The organism is Streptomyces sp. NBC_01426 (assembly GCF_036231985.1).
Taxonomy (GTDB): domain Bacteria; phylum Actinomycetota; class Actinomycetes; order Streptomycetales; family Streptomycetaceae; genus Streptomyces.
This window is the reverse complement of the sequence record NZ_CP109501.1, coordinates 118,118-135,192: the sequence shown is the minus strand read 5'-3', so window position 1 is coordinate 135,192 and position 17,075 is coordinate 118,118. Positions and strand designations below refer to the sequence as shown.

The following is a 17,075-nucleotide window of genomic DNA, read 5'->3' as shown; positions in this document are numbered from 1 at the left end:
CCGTCCCCGCGCCCGGGCTTTCTCCTCCCGCTCCCGCTTCGTCCCCACCGGAGCGCACCCCAGCGTCACCCGCACGTTTCGCATATACCTGGCGCACCGGGGCGGGCCGGGGAGGGCGCGCCCCAGGTCGCCTGCGGCGGGTGCTGCTCAGGTGCCGCGTTGGCCGTGAGCGCTCTGGCGGAGTTTGTGGATGTTCCGGGTCAGGGCGTCGATGTGTGCGGCGAGTTCGGTGTCCTGGGGCCGCAGATGGGGCCGGGTGTCGGTCAGGGGTCGGACGAGGCGGGCGGCGTCGTCGTGGCCGAGGGCCAGGTTCAGGGCGCCGACCGCGTCGGCGGCCTCGGCGGGCAGGCCGGTGAGAGCGGTGATCTGTGCGGCCAGGCGTCGGAGGTCGGCGGCGTTGTGACGAGCCCAGGTGGTGACGGTGCGGTCGGCGGCGCGGGTGTCGCGGGTGGCCTGGACACGTTCTTCTCCGGTGGAGCCGGGGGTGCCGGGGCGCAGACGGAGGTAGCGGCGTTCGGCTGCCTGTCGGCTGGCTACTCCGAGGGGTCCGGCGAGCTCGGCCCAGCTGGCGCCCTCGTCGCGGGCGGTTTCGATCAGGTTGCTCTCCCAACCTGCGAGCTGTTCGCGCACCTCGCGCAGCGTCAGCAGTGCGGCCAGGGCCGGGTGCGGGCCTGAGCCGGCCGCGGGCTGCGCTGGGGCAGGGGTGTGCGCGGAGGGCAGCTGCGCGTCCCTGACGGACTGGTTGATGGCCTCCAGTGCTGCCGCGGCGGCAGGGAAGGGAACCGGTGTGGCCGGTGGGGCGGGTTCGGTCATACGACCCTCCGTCTCGTCATCCTCCAGATGACGTCTCACTTGTCATCGTTTCGATGACATGTTACAACGGATGCACGTTGAAGCGCATTGGCAGTTTCTGCCTGAACCAAGTGGAGGTGTTTCGCGATGTTGATGCGCACTGACCCGTTCCGCGAGATGGACCGGATCGTCCAGCAGCTGTCGGGTACGTCGGGCACGTGGTCGAAGCCGTCGGTGATGCCGATGGACGCCTACCGCGACGGTGACGTCTACGTGATCGCCTTCGACCTCCCCGGTGTGGACCGTGAGGCGATCGACATCGACGTCGAGCGCAACATGCTCAAGGTCAAGGCCGAGCGCCGCCCTGCGGGTAAGTCCGACGGCGTGCAGATGGAACTCTCCGAGCGGCCCCTGGGCGTCTTCTCCCGCCAGGTCATGCTGGCCGACACCCTTGACACCGAGCGCATCGAAGCCGACTACGACGCGGGTGTCCTGACCCTGCGGATCCCGATCGCCGAGCGCGCCAAGCCCCGCAAGATCAGCATCGGCCGAGCCGACGACCACAAGCAGATCTCCGGCTGAACCAGCCCCCCTTGAACCGCGGCGGAGACCGGGAACCGGACTCCCGCGCCACCAGGCCCGGCATTCACCGCGAGGCCGGCGACTGGCAGGCCTCCAGCTGACCACCTGCCGGCCCGCAGGATGCCGGGACCCTGGCTCCCGGCGCTCCCGGACTCCGCCGCTTCGCTCTCCCCTCTCCGCTTCCTTCCGCTCCATCGGAGGTGACGTGATGTCGATGCGCCGAGAGTCCTTCCTGGCGCACGTCCAGGAACGCGGCAATTACGAGACCGCGGAAGAAGCCGACCGTGTGGCCCGCGTCGTTCTGGCCCTGCTGGGCGCCCACCTCGTCGGCAAGGTGCGCGCCGACCTGGCCGCACGCCTTCCCGAGACCTACGCGCTGATCCTCCTCAACCCCCTGCAGGCCGCCGAGCCGCTGTCTCCCGAGCGTTTCGTGCGGGCGACCGCGGCCTGGATCGAGGGCGCCACCGAGCAGACGGCCGTGTGGGACATCGGCGCCGTCCTGTCCACGGCGGCCGCAGCGGCGGGCGACGTCCTCACCCGCGAGGTCCTGCTCCAACTCCCTCCGGGCTACGACCTCCTCTTCGGCCACCCCCAGCCCACCTGACTACGACCGGTACAAAGCCCGGACCCTTCACGGAGAAGAGAAAGGCAACCCGACCATGTACGACCAGCCTCGACCGAACCGGCCCACCTCCGCCATGACGTTCGACCAGATGCTGGAACGCGTCCGCTACGAGGGCGCCTACCCCACCCGCGAACGCGCCGAGGAAGCCGTCCGCAACGTCCTTACCGCACTCGGACGGCAGATCACCGGCGACGAACGCGTCGACCTCGCCCAGTGCCTGCCCGTCGAAGCGGCCCTCGCCCTGACCTGCGCGCCCCCCGACGCCGAACAGCTCACCGGCTGGGGATTCGTGAAAAACCTGGCCGCGCAGACCGGCGTCAGCCCCGCCGTCGCCCGCTGGGACACCGGCGCCGTCCTCACCCCGGTCGCCCGTCTCGCCGGACCCGACCTCACCGCCCGCGTCCTTGAGCGGCTCCCCGACGACTACGCCCTCCTCTTCGGCCAGGCACACCTGCGCCGATCCCAGCCGATCGCTGCCTGACCCGACGCTCCCCCCCGACAAGCGCGTGGGCCGGGACCGCCACCACGGTCCCGGCCCCTTGCGCGCGAGAGGCAGGACTTGCGGCACTCGCCCACGCCGACATCGTCCCGGTCCTGCCCCGACCACCGGCACGTTCCGGGGGCTCGTGATGCTCGACGCCCAGCCGCTCCCCGTCCCGGCACTTCATGGCCGCCCACGGGCCGACGTCCTCACTGTGTACCACTCCCGACACCACGCGTCAGCGACGTGCCGGCCTGCGCAGGGGCCACGTGACGGCACTGCCGGTCGGTCGGCCACGCCGGCCGCCGGCTCGGATCGATCGCGGCGGGCTGCACCGCGCGGCCGGCGTGCAGGCCCGCGGGCTCATACCGGCCCGCTCCAGCGACGCCGAACACCGGTCCGCGGTGGAGTGTTCGGCGCGGATGAGGGTGTCGAGGCCGGGGGAGTCGCAGAAGGCGAGGCCGCTGACGTCGACGGTGATCTTCGCGGGGTTGTCAGGGGCGGTGACCGCACGTCGCAGGGCAGCATCGAGCGCGGCGGCGTGGCAGTGGGTTCGTGTGCGTCAGGATGCTGCGGTGCTGGGGTGGGTGGCCGCCCGGGTATCGGGGTGGATGGTGAAGATCTGGTCCAGGCCGACGATGTGCAGGATGCGGGCGGTGTTGTCGGGGACCGCGGCCAGGGCGAGGTGGGCGTTTTGTTGGATGGTCAGGTTGCGGGCGGCGAGCAGGGTGGTGATGCCGCTGGAGTCGCAGTAGTCGAGACCGGCGAGGTCCAGGACGAGTAGTTGCCCGGAGGTCAGGGTCAGGCCGTCGAGTGCTTTGCGGAGTTCGGGTGCCGTGGCGTAGTCGAGGTCACCGGTGAGTTCCAGTACGGGGCCGGTGGCGGCGTCGCGGGAGGCGATCGTGAGGGGGCTCATTTGGGGTCTTCGCTCGCGGGGGTGGGAAGCGGGGCGGGCACGCCGAGGGCGAGTAGCGCGGTGTCGTCGTCGAGTCCGTCTCCGAACCCGGCGAGGAGTCCGGTCAGGGCGGCGATCAGGGACTGCGGCCCTGCGGGCGGTTGGGTGCTGGTGAATGCGAGGAGGGCGTCCTCGCCGTACAGCGCGCGCTCCGGCCCGACGCGGGCCTCGGTGAGACCGTCGGTGTAGAGCAGCAGGGTGTCGCCGGGCAACAGGCGGGTGCGGGCGGGCGTGAACTGCGCCCAGGGAAGGATGCCGATCAGCATGCCGCCGGGGGTGGGCAGGTAGTGGGCGGTGCCGTCGGCGCGTTGGATCAGCGCGGAGGGGTGTCCGCCGGATGCCAGGTGCACCTCGACGTGGTCGGCGGCGGGTTCGAGGACGCCGAAGATGGTGGTGCAGTAGCGGGGGTCGCCGCCGCTGTACCGCTCGTGGAGCACGGTGTTCAAGGTGGCCAGCACGGTGACGGGATCAGGATCGTGAAGAGCGGCCGCGCGCAGGGTGTACCGGGTCAGGGAGGTGACCGCGGCGGCTTGTGGGCCTTTGCCGCACACGTCGCCGAGGAAGAACGCCCACCGGCCGGCGTCCAGGGGAAACAGGTCGTAGAAGTCTCCGCCGAGCAGGTCCGGGGAGGCCGTGTGATAGTACGAGCCGGCCTCCAGGCCCGGAATCGCGGGGAGCGCGGCGGGCAGCAGGTTCTGCTGAAGGACGGCCAAGGCTTCCTGGAGGCGTTCGCGGTCGGCCTCTGCCTGCCGGCGTGCCTCCTCCGCCTCGCGTCGCGCTTCCTCCGCGGCTTGGCGGCCGCGCAGCAGTTCCCTCTCGTAGGAGCGCCGGTCCCGGGCGTCGAAGACGGTGGTGCGGATCAGCAGCGGCTCACCGTCATCGCTGGTCTTCACCTTCGAGGTGACCAGGACGGGCATCCGCTGCTTGCCGGCGGCTTTGATGTCCAGGGCGATGCCGCTGATCTCGCCTTTCATCTGCAGCATCGGGGCGAAGTGCGTCTCGTGGTAGAGCTTGCCGCCCACCGTGAGCAGATCGGTGAACCGCATCCGACCCACCACCGCCGAGCGTTCCAGACCCAGCCACTCCAACAGGGTGGTGTTGATCTTCGCGATGGTGCCGTCCATCAGCGTCGACAGGTACCCGCACGGAGCCTGCTCGTACAGCTCCTCGGCACTGTCTTCCAGCAGCGAGGTGAAGGCCGCGTCCGTGGCGTCCACGTCGTGCTCCCCGTCCGACTCCTCGTCAGTGGTGCACATCATCGGGCGACTCCGACGAAGTCGCTGATCGCGCTTGCGGTGGCCTGCGGCGCGCTCAACTGGGGGCAGTGCCCCGTCGCCGCCAGCGTGACAAGCCGGCTGCCGGGAATCGCGTCGCGAACGTAGGCCCCGACCTCGCGAGGGGCGATCACGTCCTGCTCGCATTCCAGAACCAGCGTCGGCACCGTCACGGTCTTCAGGTCCTCGCGGCTGTCGGACAGGAACGTCGTACGGGCGAAGACCCGCGCCATGTCCGGATCGGTCGCGCAGAACGACGTCGTCAGCTCCTCGCCGAGCTCCGGGCGGTCCGCGTTGCCCATGATCACCGGCGCCATCGCCGCCGACCACCCCAGATAATTCGACTCCAAGGACTCCAGCAGCTCGTCGATGTCGTCCGCGTCGAACCCGCCCCGGTATCCGGCCTCGTCGATGTAGCGGGGCGAGGGGGCGACCATCACCAGCCGGGAGAACCGCCCCGGCGCCTTGGCCGCAGCCAACACCCCGACCATGGCACTGACCGAATGCCCCACGAAGGTCACCTCCCGCAGATCCAGCTCCTCGCAGACCTCCAGCACATCCTGCGCGTAGCCCTCCAGTGAGCTGTAGCGCTGCTCGTCCCAGGCCGAGGCGTCGGCGTGGCCGGAGCCCACGTAGTCGAAGAGCACCAGCCGGTAGTCCTCGGCCAGCGCGGGGACGACCAGGCGCCACATGTTCTGGTCACAGCCGAACCCGTGCGCCAGCAGGAGCACCGGCCCGTCCGTACGACCCGTGACGGTGACGTTGTTCCTGCGACGGATATCCATACCCACCAGTTTCCCATTACCCCGGTCACCCCGGACAGGGGCCCATCGACGGGAGGGTGCCACCACGACGAGGGCAGAGCCCCGGCGGACCGTGAGTACTGCCGGGGCTGTGTCGGGCCGATGCGCTGCAATTTTTCGAGGGGTGAGCTCGTTCAAGCACGGCCCTACCCGGCGCACTCCATGTCGGCGCGGGATGCGGCGAGCCTATCGGGCGCCGTCCCGCCCCGCCCTCCCAGGCCACCGGCCGCGCCGCCGTCCCCCGAACAGCGCAAGGGTGCCGAGGTCGACGAGGCGGTCACCGAACTGTCCGTGTACGTAAACATGCCATTCGGCCCCACCCAGCACCCGGCATCTACTCAGATGCAGAAGCTCGACCTGCGCTCCGGCGACCGCCCACTGCTCCACACGGACGACATGCAGGAATAGGGAAGCAGGAGCCGTTGACCTGCCCGTCTCCCAGCCGACCACCTGAGCCTCTCCACCACGGCGGAAAAACGAATGCCCCGCGCCCGCGCCGGGAGTGGGCGCGGGCGGGGCCTTGGGGCTCCCGGATGCGGTGGGTGGGGGTGTGGGCGACGGTGGGAGTTCCGTCGTCGAATCGCGAGGAGCGCCATGATCGTCAAGTTTTTGCACGACAAGGGCCTGCGGAGTGAACACGCGAACACCATCGCTTGCCTGACCATTGGGTTGTCCGTCGCCTCATGGGTGACGTCGATGAAGGTGGAGCCGGCAGGCGTGGATCGGGCTGATCGCTGGGGGATCTTCGTCGCGACGTGGCCGGCGACCTGGTTCGGCTTGGGCGCGGCCTTGGCGCAGTACGAACGCGCGGACGAGCTGTTCGTCAACGACGCGTGAACCAGCGCCCGGCGTGGCGCGGTCCCGGGCAGGACAACCCGGGACCGCGCGCGACGGGCCCGCGTTCGGGCTGCTGAGGAATCGCATGGCCAGGATGCCGGCAGCCGCACCCCTGAAGGTGGGGCGACGCGACGTGACAGAGCCCGGCCGGGTGACTACGGGCCCGGCAGGGCTCTGCGTGCGTGGGACGGCGCCTGGGTTCAGAAGGCGTCGTCGCGCAGGTAGCGATCCTCGCGCGGGTCTTCCTCGCAGCGCCGCTCCGTCTCCTCGGGGCGACGGTCGCCCGGCGAGGGGGTGCGGGGCCCCGGGCGGGCCGGGTCCTGACCGGGCCCACCCGGGGACTGCTGCTCTTCGCGGCCTGTGCCGGGTTCCTGTCGCTTGTCCTGCTTACCGCCCATGACGGCTCCTTGATGCGTGGGGGGATTCCTCCCCCTCAAGCTCACATGAGGCATCACCTTTCGCACTCCCTGGGTTACGGACTGTGGCGAAGGGTGGTGTCGCCTGTGCGGATGGGTCGGCATGCGGGCCGCAGTTCCGTTGTCGAGGATGGGCGCTGAGCCCGTTGTCTCCGCCCGTCAGGAGCCGATCGCCATGCTGGAGCGCACCACGCGCAAGGGCCGCACCGAGGTCACCTTCGTTCTTCCCGCCGACACCCCGCCGGCTTGAGGCGAATGACGGATTCACGGGTTGTTTTGGCTGCCCGAGGAGCAGGGCGGCCCGGCACATGATCGGCACCCCGTGCTCCATGGCAGTCTGCGGGTCGGCAGCATGACTTGAAGTCGGAGGTGTACCGCTCGTGGCGGCGAGAATTGACCCAACTGTCAGGAGACGTCGTCTGGGGACGGAGTTCCGCCGGCTCCGCCAGGGCAGTGGGTTGAAGAGCATCGAGGTGGCCGAGCGGCTCATGGTCTCTCAGCCCAAGATCAGTCACCTGGAGAACGGCCGCCGCACCGTCAGTCCCCGCGACGTGCGAGATCTGTGTGCGATCTAAGGAGTGACGGACGAGCAGGTCATCGGCTCGCTGATGCAGATGGCCAGGGAATCCGGACAGCGGGGCTGGTGGCACGCCTACGGCGACATCCCCCAGAGCGTCTACATCGCCCTGGAGACGGACACCACCTCCCTCCATACCTACGAACGCATGGCGATCCCAGGGCTGTTGCAGACTCCCGCCTACGCTCAAGCCGTCATCGGCGAAACGATCCCCCTGCTCACCGCCGAAGAGGCCGGCACGCGACTCAAGGTGCGGCTGCGCCGCCAGCACCGGATCTACGACCCGGCCTACACGCTGCGCCTGTGGGTCGTCCTGGAGGAGTCGGCACTGCGCCGTGTCGTGGACAGTCCGGACGTCATGCGCGAACAGGTGGAGCACCTGGACAAACCATCCGACGTGCAGCAGTACGGCGTGCTGTACGGCCGCCTTCAGGCTCACTCTCTCGACCCTGACAGCAGCCGCGACTTCATCACCGACGTCTCCAAGACGTACATGGACGCGGCGAGCCGCCCATGAGCGCCAGGATCGCGAGAGGCGACGTGCAGTCAACCGACCAGCCCTCTTGCGGCCATTGTCACCGCGCCTAGGCCGTTTCCTTCGGATCATCTCGCTGACCAGATGAAGATGGCTGCGAGGTGGAGTCCGGCGAGGTAGATGGTGGCGGTCTTGTCGTAGCGGGTGGCCAGGCCGCGCCATTGTTTGAGCTTGTTGATGCAGCGCTCGACGGTGTTCCGCTGCTTGTAGGCCTCGCGGTCGAAGGCGGGGGGACGGCCGCCGAGTCGGCCGAGACGTTTGCGGTTGGCGGCCTGGTCGGCGGGCTGTGGGATCACCGCCCGGATTCCGCGGCGCCGCAGGTGGGAGCGGATCGCGCGGGACGAGTAGGCCTTGTCGGCCAGGACCACGTCCGGTCGCTCTCTCGGCCTGCCGACCGGCCGCGGAACCCGTAATCGGGCCATGACCTTTGGGAACGCGGGTGCGTCACCGGCCTGGCCGGGTGTGATGAGGAAGGCCAGAGGCCGGCAGCGGTTGTCGGCGGCCAGATGGATTTTCGTGGTCAGTCCGCCGCGGGACCGTCCGAGGGCATGGTCGGCGGGCTCGCCGTCCGGGGCCCCTTTTGACGGGCCCCGGCGGCGTGCTGATGGGCACGGACGATGGTGGAGTCGACCGCGACGACCCAGTCCAAATCGCCTTCGGCGTCGGCCTGGGCGAGCAGGGCGGTGAAGACCTTCTCCCAGGTCCCGTCCGCGGCCCACTTCCGCAGCCGGTTGTGGGCTCCCTTCCACGACCCGAAGTGCTCGGGCAGGTCCATCCACGGTGTCCCGGTCCGGTACTTGAACGCGATCGCGTCGATCACCTGCCGGTGATCACGCCACCGCCCACCCCGCTTCGGCGTCCGCTCCGGCAGCAACGGCTCGATCCGCGCCCACTGCGCGTCAGTCAACGACACACATCAACCAACGATCAGATGATCCGAAGGAAACGGCCTAGCTGCTGTGTCCGGCCTTTGAAACCCTGCGATCCGCCGCCGTCTGAACACTACGACGGACCCGGTCGCGTCCCGGCCGTGGAAGCCCGAGGACGCGACGCCGTCATCACCCGCACGTCGCCGCCCGAGGGCTTAGCGGGGGAGGAGGGCGCGTACGGTCTTGCCGCTCTCGGGCCGGGGTGTGACGACGGTGGCGTGGGCGAGGTCGTTGACCATGTGCCAGCCGAACCCTCCCGTGCCGTGGACGAGGTCGGGGGTGCGCATGCGCGGCATCCGCGGGCTGGAGTCGTCGACGGCGACCTCGATCGTGCCGGGGTGGGCGGCCAGGCGGAGCGTGTGGGTGCCGCCGCCGTGACGCAGGGCGTTGGTGACGAGTTCGGAGACGACCAGGACCACGGTGTCGGCGTGCTCCGGGTCGACGGCCGGCACGAGGGTGTCCAGGAACGTCCGGGCGGCCTGGCGTGCCTCGGCGACGGCGGACAGGAACTGAAGGGCTGTGCGCTCGGTGCTCGTCGTGGTCATCTCGCGCTCCGGTCTCTGTTGTCGTGTCCAGCATGCAGCCGTGCCTGCCGGGCCGTTCGTGCCCCGGACCGCCACTCTTCAATCCTGGTGGGATCCGAATACCTCCCTCACCAAGCACACGGAAACCTATGCCAGCCAGAGTAGACATCGGGCGGTGAGGTGGTTATGGTTTCTCTCGTAGCCAGAGAGGCCGCAAGGCCTGGCAGAGACGAACTGCCGGGCAGCAGTACCGCAATACAGGTGGTTGCAGTTCAGCAGTGCGGTGCGGTGGTGGAGTGTCGAAGCCAAGAGCGGTTGCGGGACGGCGACGGGACTGATCATCGGACCGGGTGGCCTGCGGTCATGAGGGGCCACCAGGCGGTACCAGCAGTTCGCGGTACCTCAGCAGTGAAGTCAGTGGAGTGGTTCCTCGGTGAAGGCGTCGGCTGCGGGCGCGCGCATCGGGAGGTTCGGCAGTGGGGTTCCAAGCCAGAGTGGATGCAGGTTGGGCGACGGGGGCTGGCTGCCGAAAGTGTGGCGCTGGGTCAGGTCACGAGCAGTACCAGCAGTTCGCGGTATCAGCAGTTCGCAGTATCGGCAGTTCCCGTAGGTAGGTAGTTGATCATCCGAGGGATGAACGGAGGGATTGGGCATCATCGGGATCGCCCGGACGCCACGCGAGTTCGGGTACCGCAGGACATCGTGAGTGAGGTGGTCTCCGGTCGAGCAACCGCGATCCCCGCATCATCCGTTGCCTTTCAGACGGGTGTGCGGAATGAGGCCGGCGCAGTATCAGGGCCGGTAGATGGTGTAGCAGTTCCTTCGGGGCCCTGGCGCGACACGTGCCAGGGCCCCTCTCTGTACCCAGACCCGTGTTCCTTCACCTGTTTCGCAGTGAGGTGCGATGACAGCAGACGACTCGTTGGGCCGTCTCGACGACGACGACTATCCCGCCTACACGATGGGCCGGGCCGCCGCCATGCTCGGCACCACCCAGGGCTTCCTCCGCGCCATCGGAGACGCCCGCCTCATCACCCCGCTCCGCACCGCGGGCGGTCATCGCCGCTACTCCCGTCACCAGCTCCGCCTCGCGGCCCGCGCCCGCGAGCTCGTCGATGAGGGAACCCCGATCGAGGCGGCCTGCCGCATCGTCACCCTCGAAGACCAACTACGCGAAGCCCAACGCCTCAACGTCCAGAACGGGCCCGCCACCACGGCTGCGGCCTGAGACGACACCGAACCGGCCACCGCCAACGCGACTGCCGGATCTCAAGGGGCCGACGTGGACGAACTGAACTGCCACGTCGGCACTTCCCATCCAGCAGCGGCCGGGCGGGACGGCACGCGTGCGATCAAGGAAAGACCTGTGGAACAACAAGTACTGGTGCTGCCGGACGAGGGTGACGGCGTTCGGGTGATCGCGTGCGTCGGAGAGTTCGACCAGGACACCCTGGAAGCCTTCCGTGAAGCCGGCAACCCGGCCGCCGCGGATCCCTCCGTCCGGCGGATCGTTCTGGACGTCAGCCGGCTCACCTTCGCCGACTCTTCGATGCTCAACGAGATGCTGCGCCTGCTGCGCTCCGGCCGCCTGGTCTTGGCCGGCCCGATTCCTCCCAGCCTGCGGCGCGTCTTCGAACTCACCGGGGCCGGCTCACTGTTCCCGACCGCCGTCAGCGTGGAAGCCGCCCGCATCCTGTAGGGAACAGCACTAACGGCATCGAGTCGATAGAGCCGCTTCCCGCCCGTGAGTCGGCGCCGTAGGACGTCGAGTGGGCCGGCCTGATGGTTGCCGGGGTTTGGCGGTGGTACAGGCGATTACTGGGGCGGCAGGTGCTCAGACAGCGGTGGCGCTGGAGGGGCTATGGGACGTGTGGCGCCGCTGTGCAGGGTCGCGGCAAGATTTGCCGTGGGCAGGTCGCCGCCGGCAGCGCTATCGGGCGATGAGGGCGCTTACGGTCTTGCCGCCGGCCGGCTGGGGGGTGACGGCAGTGGTGTGGGCGAGGCGGATGGGCCCAGCCGAATCCTCCGGTGCCGCCGTTCAGGTCGGGGGTGCGCATTCGCGGTGCCTCACGGTTGCGGTCGTGGACGGTCACCTCGATGGCGTCGGGGTGCGCGCTCAGCTCCATGGTGGCGATGCCGCCGCTGTGGCGCAGAGCGTTGGTGCCGAGCGACGCCATCGCGTCCATCAGATCACCTAGCTGATCGTCGACGCCGGGTGTGCGGTTCTTGTGCCCCGACCTGTGGGGGTCATCCCGTCGATGACCGAATTGCGCGTCTGACGGTTGCGGCGGTGGTCCCAGGTCGATTACCTCGCTGTCGAGCGCCCGGAAATCTATCGCGGTCGGATTAGACATCGGGCGGTGGTGTGGTTATGGTTTCTCTCGTAACCCAGAAGGACCGCAGGGCCTGCCAGAGACGAACTGGCGGGCAGCAGTACAAGCAGTACCCGTAGGTGCAGTGCGCATGACGGTGCGGTGGTGGAGTGTCGAAGCCAAGGTTTGTGCAGGTCGGCGACGGGACTGGCGACCGGACCGGGTGGCCCGCGGTGATCAGGGGCCGCCGCAAGCAGTACACGCAGTATCAGCAGTAAATGCAGTACGCGGTACCTCGGTGAGGGCGTCGATGGTGGACGCTCGTGCCGGGAGGTTCGGCAGTGGGGTTCTAAGCCAGAGCAGATGCAGGACGGGCGACGGGGCTGGCTGCCGAAGACGTGGCGCTCGGTCAGGCCACGAGCAGTACACGCAGTACGCGGTACCTCGGTGTGGGCGTCGATGGTGGACGCTCGTGCCGGGAGGTTCGGCAGTGGGGTTCTAAGCCAGAGCAGTTGCAGGATGGGCGACGGGGCTGGCTGCCGAAGACGTGGCGCTTGGTCAGGCCGCGAGCAGTACACGCAGTGCGCAGTATCAGCTGTATCGAGTGGAGCAGTACCGGTAGTTCCAGCAGTGTGTAGTTCCCATTTGGTATGTAGTTGATCCCGAGGGATGAACGGAGGAATGGGCGCCATCAGGATCGCCCGGGCGCAGTGACAGGGCCCGGGTACCGCAGGACATCGTTTGTGAGGTGGTCTCCGGTCAAGCAACCGCGATCCCCGTACACCCGACGGCATTCAGGTCGGGTCGGCGGAAACAAGTAGGCCGGTGCAGTAGTAGGGCCGGTGGATGGTGTAGCAGTTCCTTCGGGGCCCCGGTGCCATAAGCACCGGGGCCCCTCCACGTGTTTCACAGAGAGGTGCGATGACGGCAGAGAACACGACCGGCCCGCTGGGCGGTCACCTGGACGACGACGATTACCCCGCCTACACGATGGGCCGGGCGGCCGAGATGCTCGGCACCACCCAGGGCTTCCTCCGTGCCATCGGCGACGCCCGCCTCATCACCCCGCTGCGCTCCGCGGGTGGGCACCGCCGCTATTCCCGGTATCAGCTGCGGATCGCGGCCCGTGCCCGGGAACTCGTCGACCAGGGCACCCCGATCGAGTCGGCCTGCCGCATCGTCATCCTCGAAGACCAGCTCGAAGAAGCCCAACGCCTCAACGCCGAATACCGCAATGCCGCCGCGACGACGGACCCACCGTCCGTGGCGTGAATCAGTACGCACCCGCCGGCACGTTCATCCTCCTGCGCGCGCTCCGTCGAGTGCAGCGTATGAGTCGTTTCACGTGGTGACGGAGGGTGCCGGCGTGTAGCGTCGGGCTCAAGCTGTCGTGGTTCGGAAGTTCCCCTTTGCCCACGCCTTCGGCGTGGGCGTTTTGCTGTGCTGTGCCGCAGGAACCAGGACGATCACCTCCGTCTTCCGCAGGGTGTGGGAGACGTCAATCGACTGGAAGGCATGGATATGGCTACGGGAACTGTGAAGTGGTTCAACGCGGAGAAGGGCTTCGGTTTCATCGCCCAGGACGGCGGCGGCCCGGACGTCTTCGCGCACTACTCGGCGATCAACTCCTCGGGCTTCCGCGAGCTCCAGGAGGGTCAGGTCGTCACGTTCGACGTGACCCAGGGCCAGAAGGGCCCCCAGGCCGAGAACATCAACCCGGCCTGACCCGCCCCGCCCCGCCCCGCCCCGCCCCGCCCCGTCTCGTCTCGGGCCGCACGGGCGCCCACAGTTTCGACTGGGAGCTCATCCCCGCGGTGTCGGCAGGGTCCGAGGCGTACCGGATCAGGGCCGCGCGGCAGACGCTGCGCGGCCCTGATCCGCGTCGAGGCCGGCTCGCCGCGTGCTTCAGCGGGGCAGGGTGCGCGCCTGCACTCTGCGGCGGGACAACTGCGAGGCCGGCCGCCGCAAGACCCAGACGCGGCGGCCCGGCCGCGGCCGCCGGCCGCGATGAGCGACGCGCGTACGGGCTTCCTCGATCGCGTTCCGGCTGGAGCTCATCGAACGCGGGCGTCAGCGGATGTGTCCCTCGAATGCCCGGCGCATGCCGGGGAATGAGGAGGGTCGATACGATCCGAGGGGCCTGGGTGTCGAGGGGGAGGGGACGAAGCTGTGGGCAGCGTGTGGATGTACGCGCAGGACAGCGGATACACGTCGCGACAGTCACTGGTGGGCTTCACCGTGGAGGCCGCTGATGGCGCCATCGGGCACGTGGACCGTCAGCAGGACCAGCCCGGCAGGCAACATCTGGTGGTTGATACCGGCGTGTGGGTGTTCGGCCGGAGCGTGCTGATCCCGGCGGGTGCCGTCACCGTCATCGACACCGAAACGCAGACGGTGAAGGTCGCACCGAGCCGCGAGCAGATCAAAGCCGCTCCACGGTTCGCCACCGACAGCGATACAGCCGACCACCGCTATCTGTCCGCGGTCGGCAACTACTACCTCTCCCTGTGACACCGAGCGCAGTCGGCTTCCACCAGGCCTGCATGGGTGGCAGGGGAGGGAATCCTGGCTCTCACGTGATCTGAGACCGGATCACTCGCGTGGTGTCCGTCCCGACCCCGGGCACCACACCCCGGTGGTGCTGCTTACGACAGCCTGCACCCGAACCTGAGCGGCGAGTACCAGATCGCGTACGCCTACGCCCGGACCCTCAACGGGCAGTTCGGGATCGGACAGATGGTTTCGGACAGCATCTCCTCCTTCCCGGAGCGGCCGATCTCTCCGGTGTCGGGACTCAAGGCGGATGCCGTCCCCAGCGGCATCAAGGTGACCTGGAACCCGGTGTTCGGCGCACGCGGATACACCGTCCGCCACCGGCTCGCCGGCGCCGTGGACTGGAGCGAGGTGGTCGTGCCGTCCAACCGGTTCGACACCACCTGGACCCAGGACGGCTGGGCTTGGGAATACCAGGTCCGGACCTACAACTACACCGACGGCGCATCACAGTGGACGATGACCAGCGCGACTCCGTTGCGCTGCCGAGAGGATCAGACCTTCGGTGACGTGGTGAAGACGTACCGGACGGGGGCCTTGCCGTCGTTCTTCCAATCGAGCTCGACCACCACGGCGGTCACGGCCTGATCTGCGCCGTGGCCGATCGTGAACGCGGGGGTGGTCACCGATCCGTCGCGGGCCCGGTCGAGCCGGTCGCGCAGGTCGGTCCAACGCGTCACGCCGGCCGCACGGCCGCCGGGTCGCTTCCCGGTCACGCGCACTCCGGTGCCGGGGGCGTTGAAGATGCCTCCGGGGGTGAAGACGCTCGCGGGCAGGTCCCAGGACACCGTGGCCCAGTGGCTGACCCGGCCGCCGGAGCGCTTCGCGCAGGCCTTCACGGTGAACTTCCAGTTGTCGGGCCAGGGCCCGCTGTACGTGGGAGTGTCGATGCTCTTCGAACTCGTCTTGCACGCCTCGGCGGCCTGCGCAGGCGCTGACATCCCCAGCGCGGCGACCGCGGCCACCGTCACCGCGCCCGTGACCCCGTACCTCGCCCTGGACCTGGTCCCGCGCATCGAATCGGCCTCCCGTGATCGTCTGCCGTGACAACGACCGGCGACCGGAAGGGTCATTCGCACGACATACGCCGGGGACGCGGAGACAGCCGCGTCGGTCTTCGCGCAGCGGCTTCACCAGGCGCCCGCGCTGACTGCCGGCTGGCGAACGCCCGCAGACGTCGTACGCAGACGGCCCGTTCGTCCTCGCGCAGCTCGCCGACGGAGGTTCGGACGCCAGAGCAGCCGTCGCCGGGGGCCCTGTGGGTTTCGTCAGGCGGTGAGTAACGTCCATGGGGCTCGCGTTGAGCCAGGGAAGCCTGGTTGACCAGGGGCAAAGCGTTGATCGTGGAGTTTGGCGTTGTGGAACCGAAGGGGTTGTCGCAGATGAGGATCTTGTTCTTTCCTCACGAGGATGGGTTGGACGTTTCGGGTGGCGCGGCGGATCTCGTTGCTCTGGCTCTTGCCCTCGTCGCGGGGAGGGGCGGTGTGGAAACCACCGCCTCGGCTGAACCGAACTTCGGTGGCACTGAACTGGCTTCGGTCAAGGTGGTGAGCACCAGCGGCCCGGGTGCCCTTATCAGAGTTGACTCGGAGCAGAGCGTTCTCCTCATCGAGGGTGACCGGCTGAGCCTGACCGCTCTGGGTGACGAAGTTCGGTCGATTGCGGAGATGGACGACGGCGGGCACCGACACATCGAGTACTTCCCGGATCACTACTACCTTGCCGCTGGATCACTGGCCATGGTCCTGAACAGTCCTCATGGGGGCATGCCGATTCGATGAACCAGTGATGGCAGCGGCCGGCCGGGATGCGTAGAAGGTTCTGTCGCGGAGCATGGCGAAGAGGAGGCCGAGCCAAGGGCCGGCAACTGATGAAGCGGCTGCTGGAGACCGCCCTCCAGGAGAGGCTCGGATGCCGGCACGAACCCGCGAGGAAGGATTGGCAGACACTCCCGCAATCTACTGGTGGCGGAGGTTGTCCACGATGGTCAAGAACACGAGCAGGTTCGGCACCTTCTGGGCCTGGGGCGCTTGCCAGGCCTTGGTCTGACCCGCCCGCCAGACACAGACCATGCCCCCGCGCACGGCCACCTCGCTCACATCCCGCCACGGCAGGATCTCGCCGGAAGCGTTGGCGACTCCGGCGCCGGACAGCTTGAACGGGCCAAAGCCGACCGTCCCGCCCTCCCGCACCAGCTTCCACACCTTCTCCACCTGGGCGCGGGCGACGGCTTCCGCGATCATCGGGGCCCAGGTGGGCGAGCCCGCATAGAGGTCGGTGATACGGGCCTTCTCCCCACCCGGTGCGACCAGCACGGAGGCATGGGAACGCCCTGTCGGCGTCTGCGTGCCCTTGTAGTTGATCACCTCTTGGACCGTCTCCTGATAGAGCAACGTTCGCTCCCAACGCACCGCGAACAGGCGCCTGCCGGTGGTGTTCACGACCAGCCCGTGCTCGTACAGGTGCAGCCGCCTGGCAGCCAGGCCCTTGCGGAAGAGGGGACTGTTGGCCACCAGCCCGCCTGCGACCACTGCGATCCACAAGGGGACCATCGCGACCCCCCAGTGCACCTTCACCCACAGCAGGACGCCACCACCCAGCAGCGCGGCTATGGCGGCCAGGGAGCCCACGACGAACAAGGCCCGGTACTTCTCCTGGACGCCGACCTCGCTCTTGGGGCCGAAGGTGTGCTCCAGATCACCCAGCCGATGACGGACGGCCAGAGCGTTTACAGCAGGGGAGGACGACGTCGGCATGGTCATGCGCGGCCTCAGCTTCAAAGTCACGGCGGTCCCCGCAAGGCCGCCTGAGCGAGCGGGAGTTCACCCAATGTCTCGGCATCGAAACCCTAGAGTGACCCCAGCAGCCAACACCAGGATC

Annotated in this window: 20 protein-coding genes and 2 pseudogenes; 13 read left to right on the top strand and 9 right to left on the bottom strand. The window is 68.6% G+C overall.

The window, feature by feature from the left end; translation table 11 throughout:
• Nucleotides 1-147: 147 nt before the first annotated feature.
• A complete protein-coding gene (locus OG906_RS35145; protein WP_329448333.1) occupies nucleotides 148-813 on the bottom strand; it encodes an HSP18 transcriptional regulator in 666 nt (221 codons plus the stop codon).
• A gap of 126 nt (nucleotides 814-939) precedes the next feature.
• Here OG906_RS35145 and OG906_RS35140 point away from each other — a divergent pair, with 126 nt between their 5' ends.
• The 3 genes from OG906_RS35140 (at nucleotide 940) to OG906_RS35130 (ending at nucleotide 2,480) form a co-directional block, all read left to right on the top strand.
• On the top strand, nucleotides 940-1,374 hold the full coding sequence (locus OG906_RS35140; RefSeq protein ID WP_329448332.1) for an Hsp20/alpha crystallin family protein: 435 nt from the start codon (nucleotides 940-942) through the stop codon (nucleotides 1,372-1,374).
• A gap of 208 nt (nucleotides 1,375-1,582) precedes the next feature.
• The gene (locus OG906_RS35135; RefSeq protein ID WP_329448331.1) at nucleotides 1,583-1,978 is read left to right on the top strand and encodes a DUF2267 domain-containing protein; all 396 of its coding nucleotides are present in this window, start codon (nucleotides 1,583-1,585) and stop codon (nucleotides 1,976-1,978) included.
• Nucleotides 1,979-2,033: 55 nt separating this feature from the next.
• On the top strand, nucleotides 2,034-2,480 hold the full coding sequence (locus tag OG906_RS35130) for a DUF2267 domain-containing protein (protein ID WP_329448330.1): 447 nt from the start codon (nucleotides 2,034-2,036) through the stop codon (nucleotides 2,478-2,480).
• A gap of 238 nt (nucleotides 2,481-2,718) precedes the next feature.
• Here OG906_RS35130 and OG906_RS43740 read toward each other — a convergent pair.
• The 4 genes and pseudogenes from OG906_RS43740 to OG906_RS35115 form a co-directional block, all read right to left on the bottom strand.
• Nucleotides 2,719-3,021, bottom strand: a pseudogene (locus OG906_RS43740) (STAS domain-containing protein); the annotation flags it as partial.
• A 21-nt stretch (nucleotides 3,022-3,042) separates the two neighbouring features.
• The gene (locus OG906_RS35125; RefSeq protein WP_329448329.1) at nucleotides 3,043-3,396 is read right to left on the bottom strand and encodes an STAS domain-containing protein; all 354 of its coding nucleotides are present in this window, start codon (nucleotides 3,394-3,396) and stop codon (nucleotides 3,043-3,045) included.
• On the bottom strand, nucleotides 3,393-4,691 hold the full coding sequence (locus OG906_RS35120; protein ID WP_329448932.1) for a PP2C family protein-serine/threonine phosphatase: 1,299 nt from the start codon (nucleotides 4,689-4,691) through the stop codon (nucleotides 3,393-3,395). Before OG906_RS35120 ends, OG906_RS35125 begins: the two co-directional genes overlap by 4 nt.
• On the bottom strand, nucleotides 4,691-5,494 hold the full coding sequence (locus OG906_RS35115; RefSeq protein ID WP_329448328.1) for an alpha/beta fold hydrolase: 804 nt from the start codon (nucleotides 5,492-5,494) through the stop codon (nucleotides 4,691-4,693). Before OG906_RS35115 ends, OG906_RS35120 begins: the two co-directional genes overlap by 1 nt.
• A gap of 612 nt (nucleotides 5,495-6,106) precedes the next feature.
• Between OG906_RS35115 and OG906_RS35110 the strand changes: the two genes are divergently transcribed.
• Complete coding sequence (locus OG906_RS35110; RefSeq protein WP_329448327.1) at nucleotides 6,107-6,349, top strand: hypothetical protein; 243 nt, start codon at nucleotides 6,107-6,109, stop codon at nucleotides 6,347-6,349.
• 200 nt (nucleotides 6,350-6,549) lie between these two features.
• Here the strand turns inward: OG906_RS35110 and OG906_RS35105 are convergent, their stop codons facing one another.
• Nucleotides 6,550-6,747, bottom strand: coding sequence for a hypothetical protein (locus OG906_RS35105; RefSeq protein WP_329448326.1), 198 nt, complete (start codon nucleotides 6,745-6,747; stop codon nucleotides 6,550-6,552).
• A gap of 398 nt (nucleotides 6,748-7,145) precedes the next feature.
• On the opposite strand from OG906_RS35105, the pseudogene OG906_RS35100 reads away from it, so the two are divergent.
• Nucleotides 7,146-7,859: pseudogene (locus OG906_RS35100) on the top strand (helix-turn-helix domain-containing protein).
• 86 nt (nucleotides 7,860-7,945) lie between these two features.
• Here the strand turns inward: OG906_RS35100 and OG906_RS35095 are convergent.
• Together OG906_RS35095 and OG906_RS35090 are read right to left on the bottom strand one after the other, a co-directional pair.
• A protein-coding gene (locus tag OG906_RS35095; protein ID WP_443067480.1) for an IS5 family transposase occupies nucleotides 7,946-8,790 on the bottom strand; the annotation gives its coding sequence in 2 pieces (ribosomal slippage) (nucleotides 7,946-8,440 and nucleotides 8,443-8,790; 843 coding nt in all).
• A 171-nt stretch (nucleotides 8,791-8,961) separates the two neighbouring features.
• The gene (locus OG906_RS35090) at nucleotides 8,962-9,351 is read right to left on the bottom strand and encodes an ATP-binding protein (RefSeq protein ID WP_329448325.1); all 390 of its coding nucleotides are present in this window, start codon (nucleotides 9,349-9,351) and stop codon (nucleotides 8,962-8,964) included.
• 883 nt (nucleotides 9,352-10,234) lie between these two features.
• Between OG906_RS35090 and OG906_RS35085 the strand changes: the two genes are divergently transcribed.
• From OG906_RS35085 to OG906_RS35050, 8 genes are all read left to right on the top strand, one after another.
• A complete protein-coding gene (locus OG906_RS35085) occupies nucleotides 10,235-10,558 on the top strand; it encodes a helix-turn-helix domain-containing protein (RefSeq protein WP_329448324.1) in 324 nt (107 codons plus the stop codon).
• Nucleotides 10,559-10,696: 138 nt separating this feature from the next.
• The gene (locus OG906_RS35080; protein WP_329448323.1) at nucleotides 10,697-11,029 is read left to right on the top strand and encodes an STAS domain-containing protein; all 333 of its coding nucleotides are present in this window, start codon (nucleotides 10,697-10,699) and stop codon (nucleotides 11,027-11,029) included.
• 1,534 nt (nucleotides 11,030-12,563) lie between these two features.
• Nucleotides 12,564-12,914, top strand: a complete 351-nt coding sequence (locus OG906_RS35075) for a MerR family transcriptional regulator (protein WP_329448322.1) — start codon at nucleotides 12,564-12,566, stop codon at nucleotides 12,912-12,914.
• Between the two features lie 249 nt (nucleotides 12,915-13,163).
• Nucleotides 13,164-13,367, top strand: a complete 204-nt coding sequence (locus tag OG906_RS35070) for a cold-shock protein (protein ID WP_008735947.1) — start codon at nucleotides 13,164-13,166, stop codon at nucleotides 13,365-13,367.
• A gap of 444 nt (nucleotides 13,368-13,811) precedes the next feature.
• Entirely contained in the window at nucleotides 13,812-14,153 is a 342-nt protein-coding gene (locus OG906_RS35065) for a PRC-barrel domain containing protein (RefSeq protein WP_329448321.1), read from the top strand.
• Between the two features lie 225 nt (nucleotides 14,154-14,378).
• On the top strand, nucleotides 14,379-14,783 hold the full coding sequence (locus tag OG906_RS35060; protein WP_329448320.1) for a hypothetical protein: 405 nt from the start codon (nucleotides 14,379-14,381) through the stop codon (nucleotides 14,781-14,783).
• A gap of 168 nt (nucleotides 14,784-14,951) precedes the next feature.
• Entirely contained in the window at nucleotides 14,952-15,242 is a 291-nt protein-coding gene (locus tag OG906_RS35055; protein WP_329448319.1) for a hypothetical protein, read from the top strand.
• A gap of 272 nt (nucleotides 15,243-15,514) precedes the next feature.
• On the top strand, nucleotides 15,515-15,976 hold the full coding sequence (locus tag OG906_RS35050) for an Imm32 family immunity protein (RefSeq protein WP_329448318.1): 462 nt from the start codon (nucleotides 15,515-15,517) through the stop codon (nucleotides 15,974-15,976).
• 177 nt (nucleotides 15,977-16,153) lie between these two features.
• Here OG906_RS35050 and OG906_RS35045 read toward each other — a convergent pair whose 3' ends face one another.
• Nucleotides 16,154-16,957 carry a DUF6585 family protein gene (locus OG906_RS35045; RefSeq protein WP_329448317.1) on the bottom strand — a complete coding sequence of 268 codons (804 nt, stop codon included), beginning with the start codon at nucleotides 16,955-16,957 and terminating at the stop codon, nucleotides 16,154-16,156.
• Nucleotides 16,958-17,075 lie beyond the last annotated feature (118 nt).

Excerpts from the sequence above, each read along its gene's own strand:
- OG906_RS35145 (WP_329448333.1), bottom strand. The coding sequence starts at position 813 with ATGACCGAACCCGCCCCACCGGCCACACCGGTTCCCTTCCCTGCCGCC.
- OG906_RS35140 (WP_329448332.1), top strand. The coding sequence starts at position 940 with ATGTTGATGCGCACTGACCCGTTCCGCGAGATGGACCGGATCGTCCAG.
- OG906_RS35135 (WP_329448331.1), top strand. The coding sequence starts at position 1,583 with ATGTCGATGCGCCGAGAGTCCTTCCTGGCGCACGTCCAGGAACGCGGC.
- OG906_RS35130 (WP_329448330.1), top strand. The coding sequence starts at position 2,034 with ATGTACGACCAGCCTCGACCGAACCGGCCCACCTCCGCCATGACGTTC.
- OG906_RS35125 (WP_329448329.1), bottom strand. The coding sequence starts at position 3,396 with ATGAGCCCCCTCACGATCGCCTCCCGCGACGCCGCCACCGGCCCCGTA.
- OG906_RS35120 (WP_329448932.1), bottom strand. The coding sequence starts at position 4,691 with ATGTGCACCACTGACGAGGAGTCGGACGGGGAGCACGACGTGGACGCC.
- OG906_RS35115 (WP_329448328.1), bottom strand. The coding sequence starts at position 5,494 with ATGGATATCCGTCGCAGGAACAACGTCACCGTCACGGGTCGTACGGAC.
- OG906_RS35110 (WP_329448327.1), top strand. The coding sequence starts at position 6,107 with ATGATCGTCAAGTTTTTGCACGACAAGGGCCTGCGGAGTGAACACGCG.
- OG906_RS35105 (WP_329448326.1), bottom strand. The coding sequence starts at position 6,747 with ATGGGCGGTAAGCAGGACAAGCGACAGGAACCCGGCACAGGCCGCGAA.
- OG906_RS35090 (WP_329448325.1), bottom strand. The coding sequence starts at position 9,351 with ATGACCACGACGAGCACCGAGCGCACAGCCCTTCAGTTCCTGTCCGCC.
- OG906_RS35085 (WP_329448324.1), top strand. The coding sequence starts at position 10,235 with ATGACAGCAGACGACTCGTTGGGCCGTCTCGACGACGACGACTATCCC.
- OG906_RS35075 (WP_329448322.1), top strand. The coding sequence starts at position 12,564 with ATGACGGCAGAGAACACGACCGGCCCGCTGGGCGGTCACCTGGACGAC.
- OG906_RS35070 (WP_008735947.1), top strand. The coding sequence starts at position 13,164 with ATGGCTACGGGAACTGTGAAGTGGTTCAACGCGGAGAAGGGCTTCGGT.
- OG906_RS35060 (WP_329448320.1), top strand. The coding sequence starts at position 14,379 with ATGGTTTCGGACAGCATCTCCTCCTTCCCGGAGCGGCCGATCTCTCCG.
- OG906_RS35045 (WP_329448317.1), bottom strand. The coding sequence starts at position 16,957 with ATGACCATGCCGACGTCGTCCTCCCCTGCTGTAAACGCTCTGGCCGTC.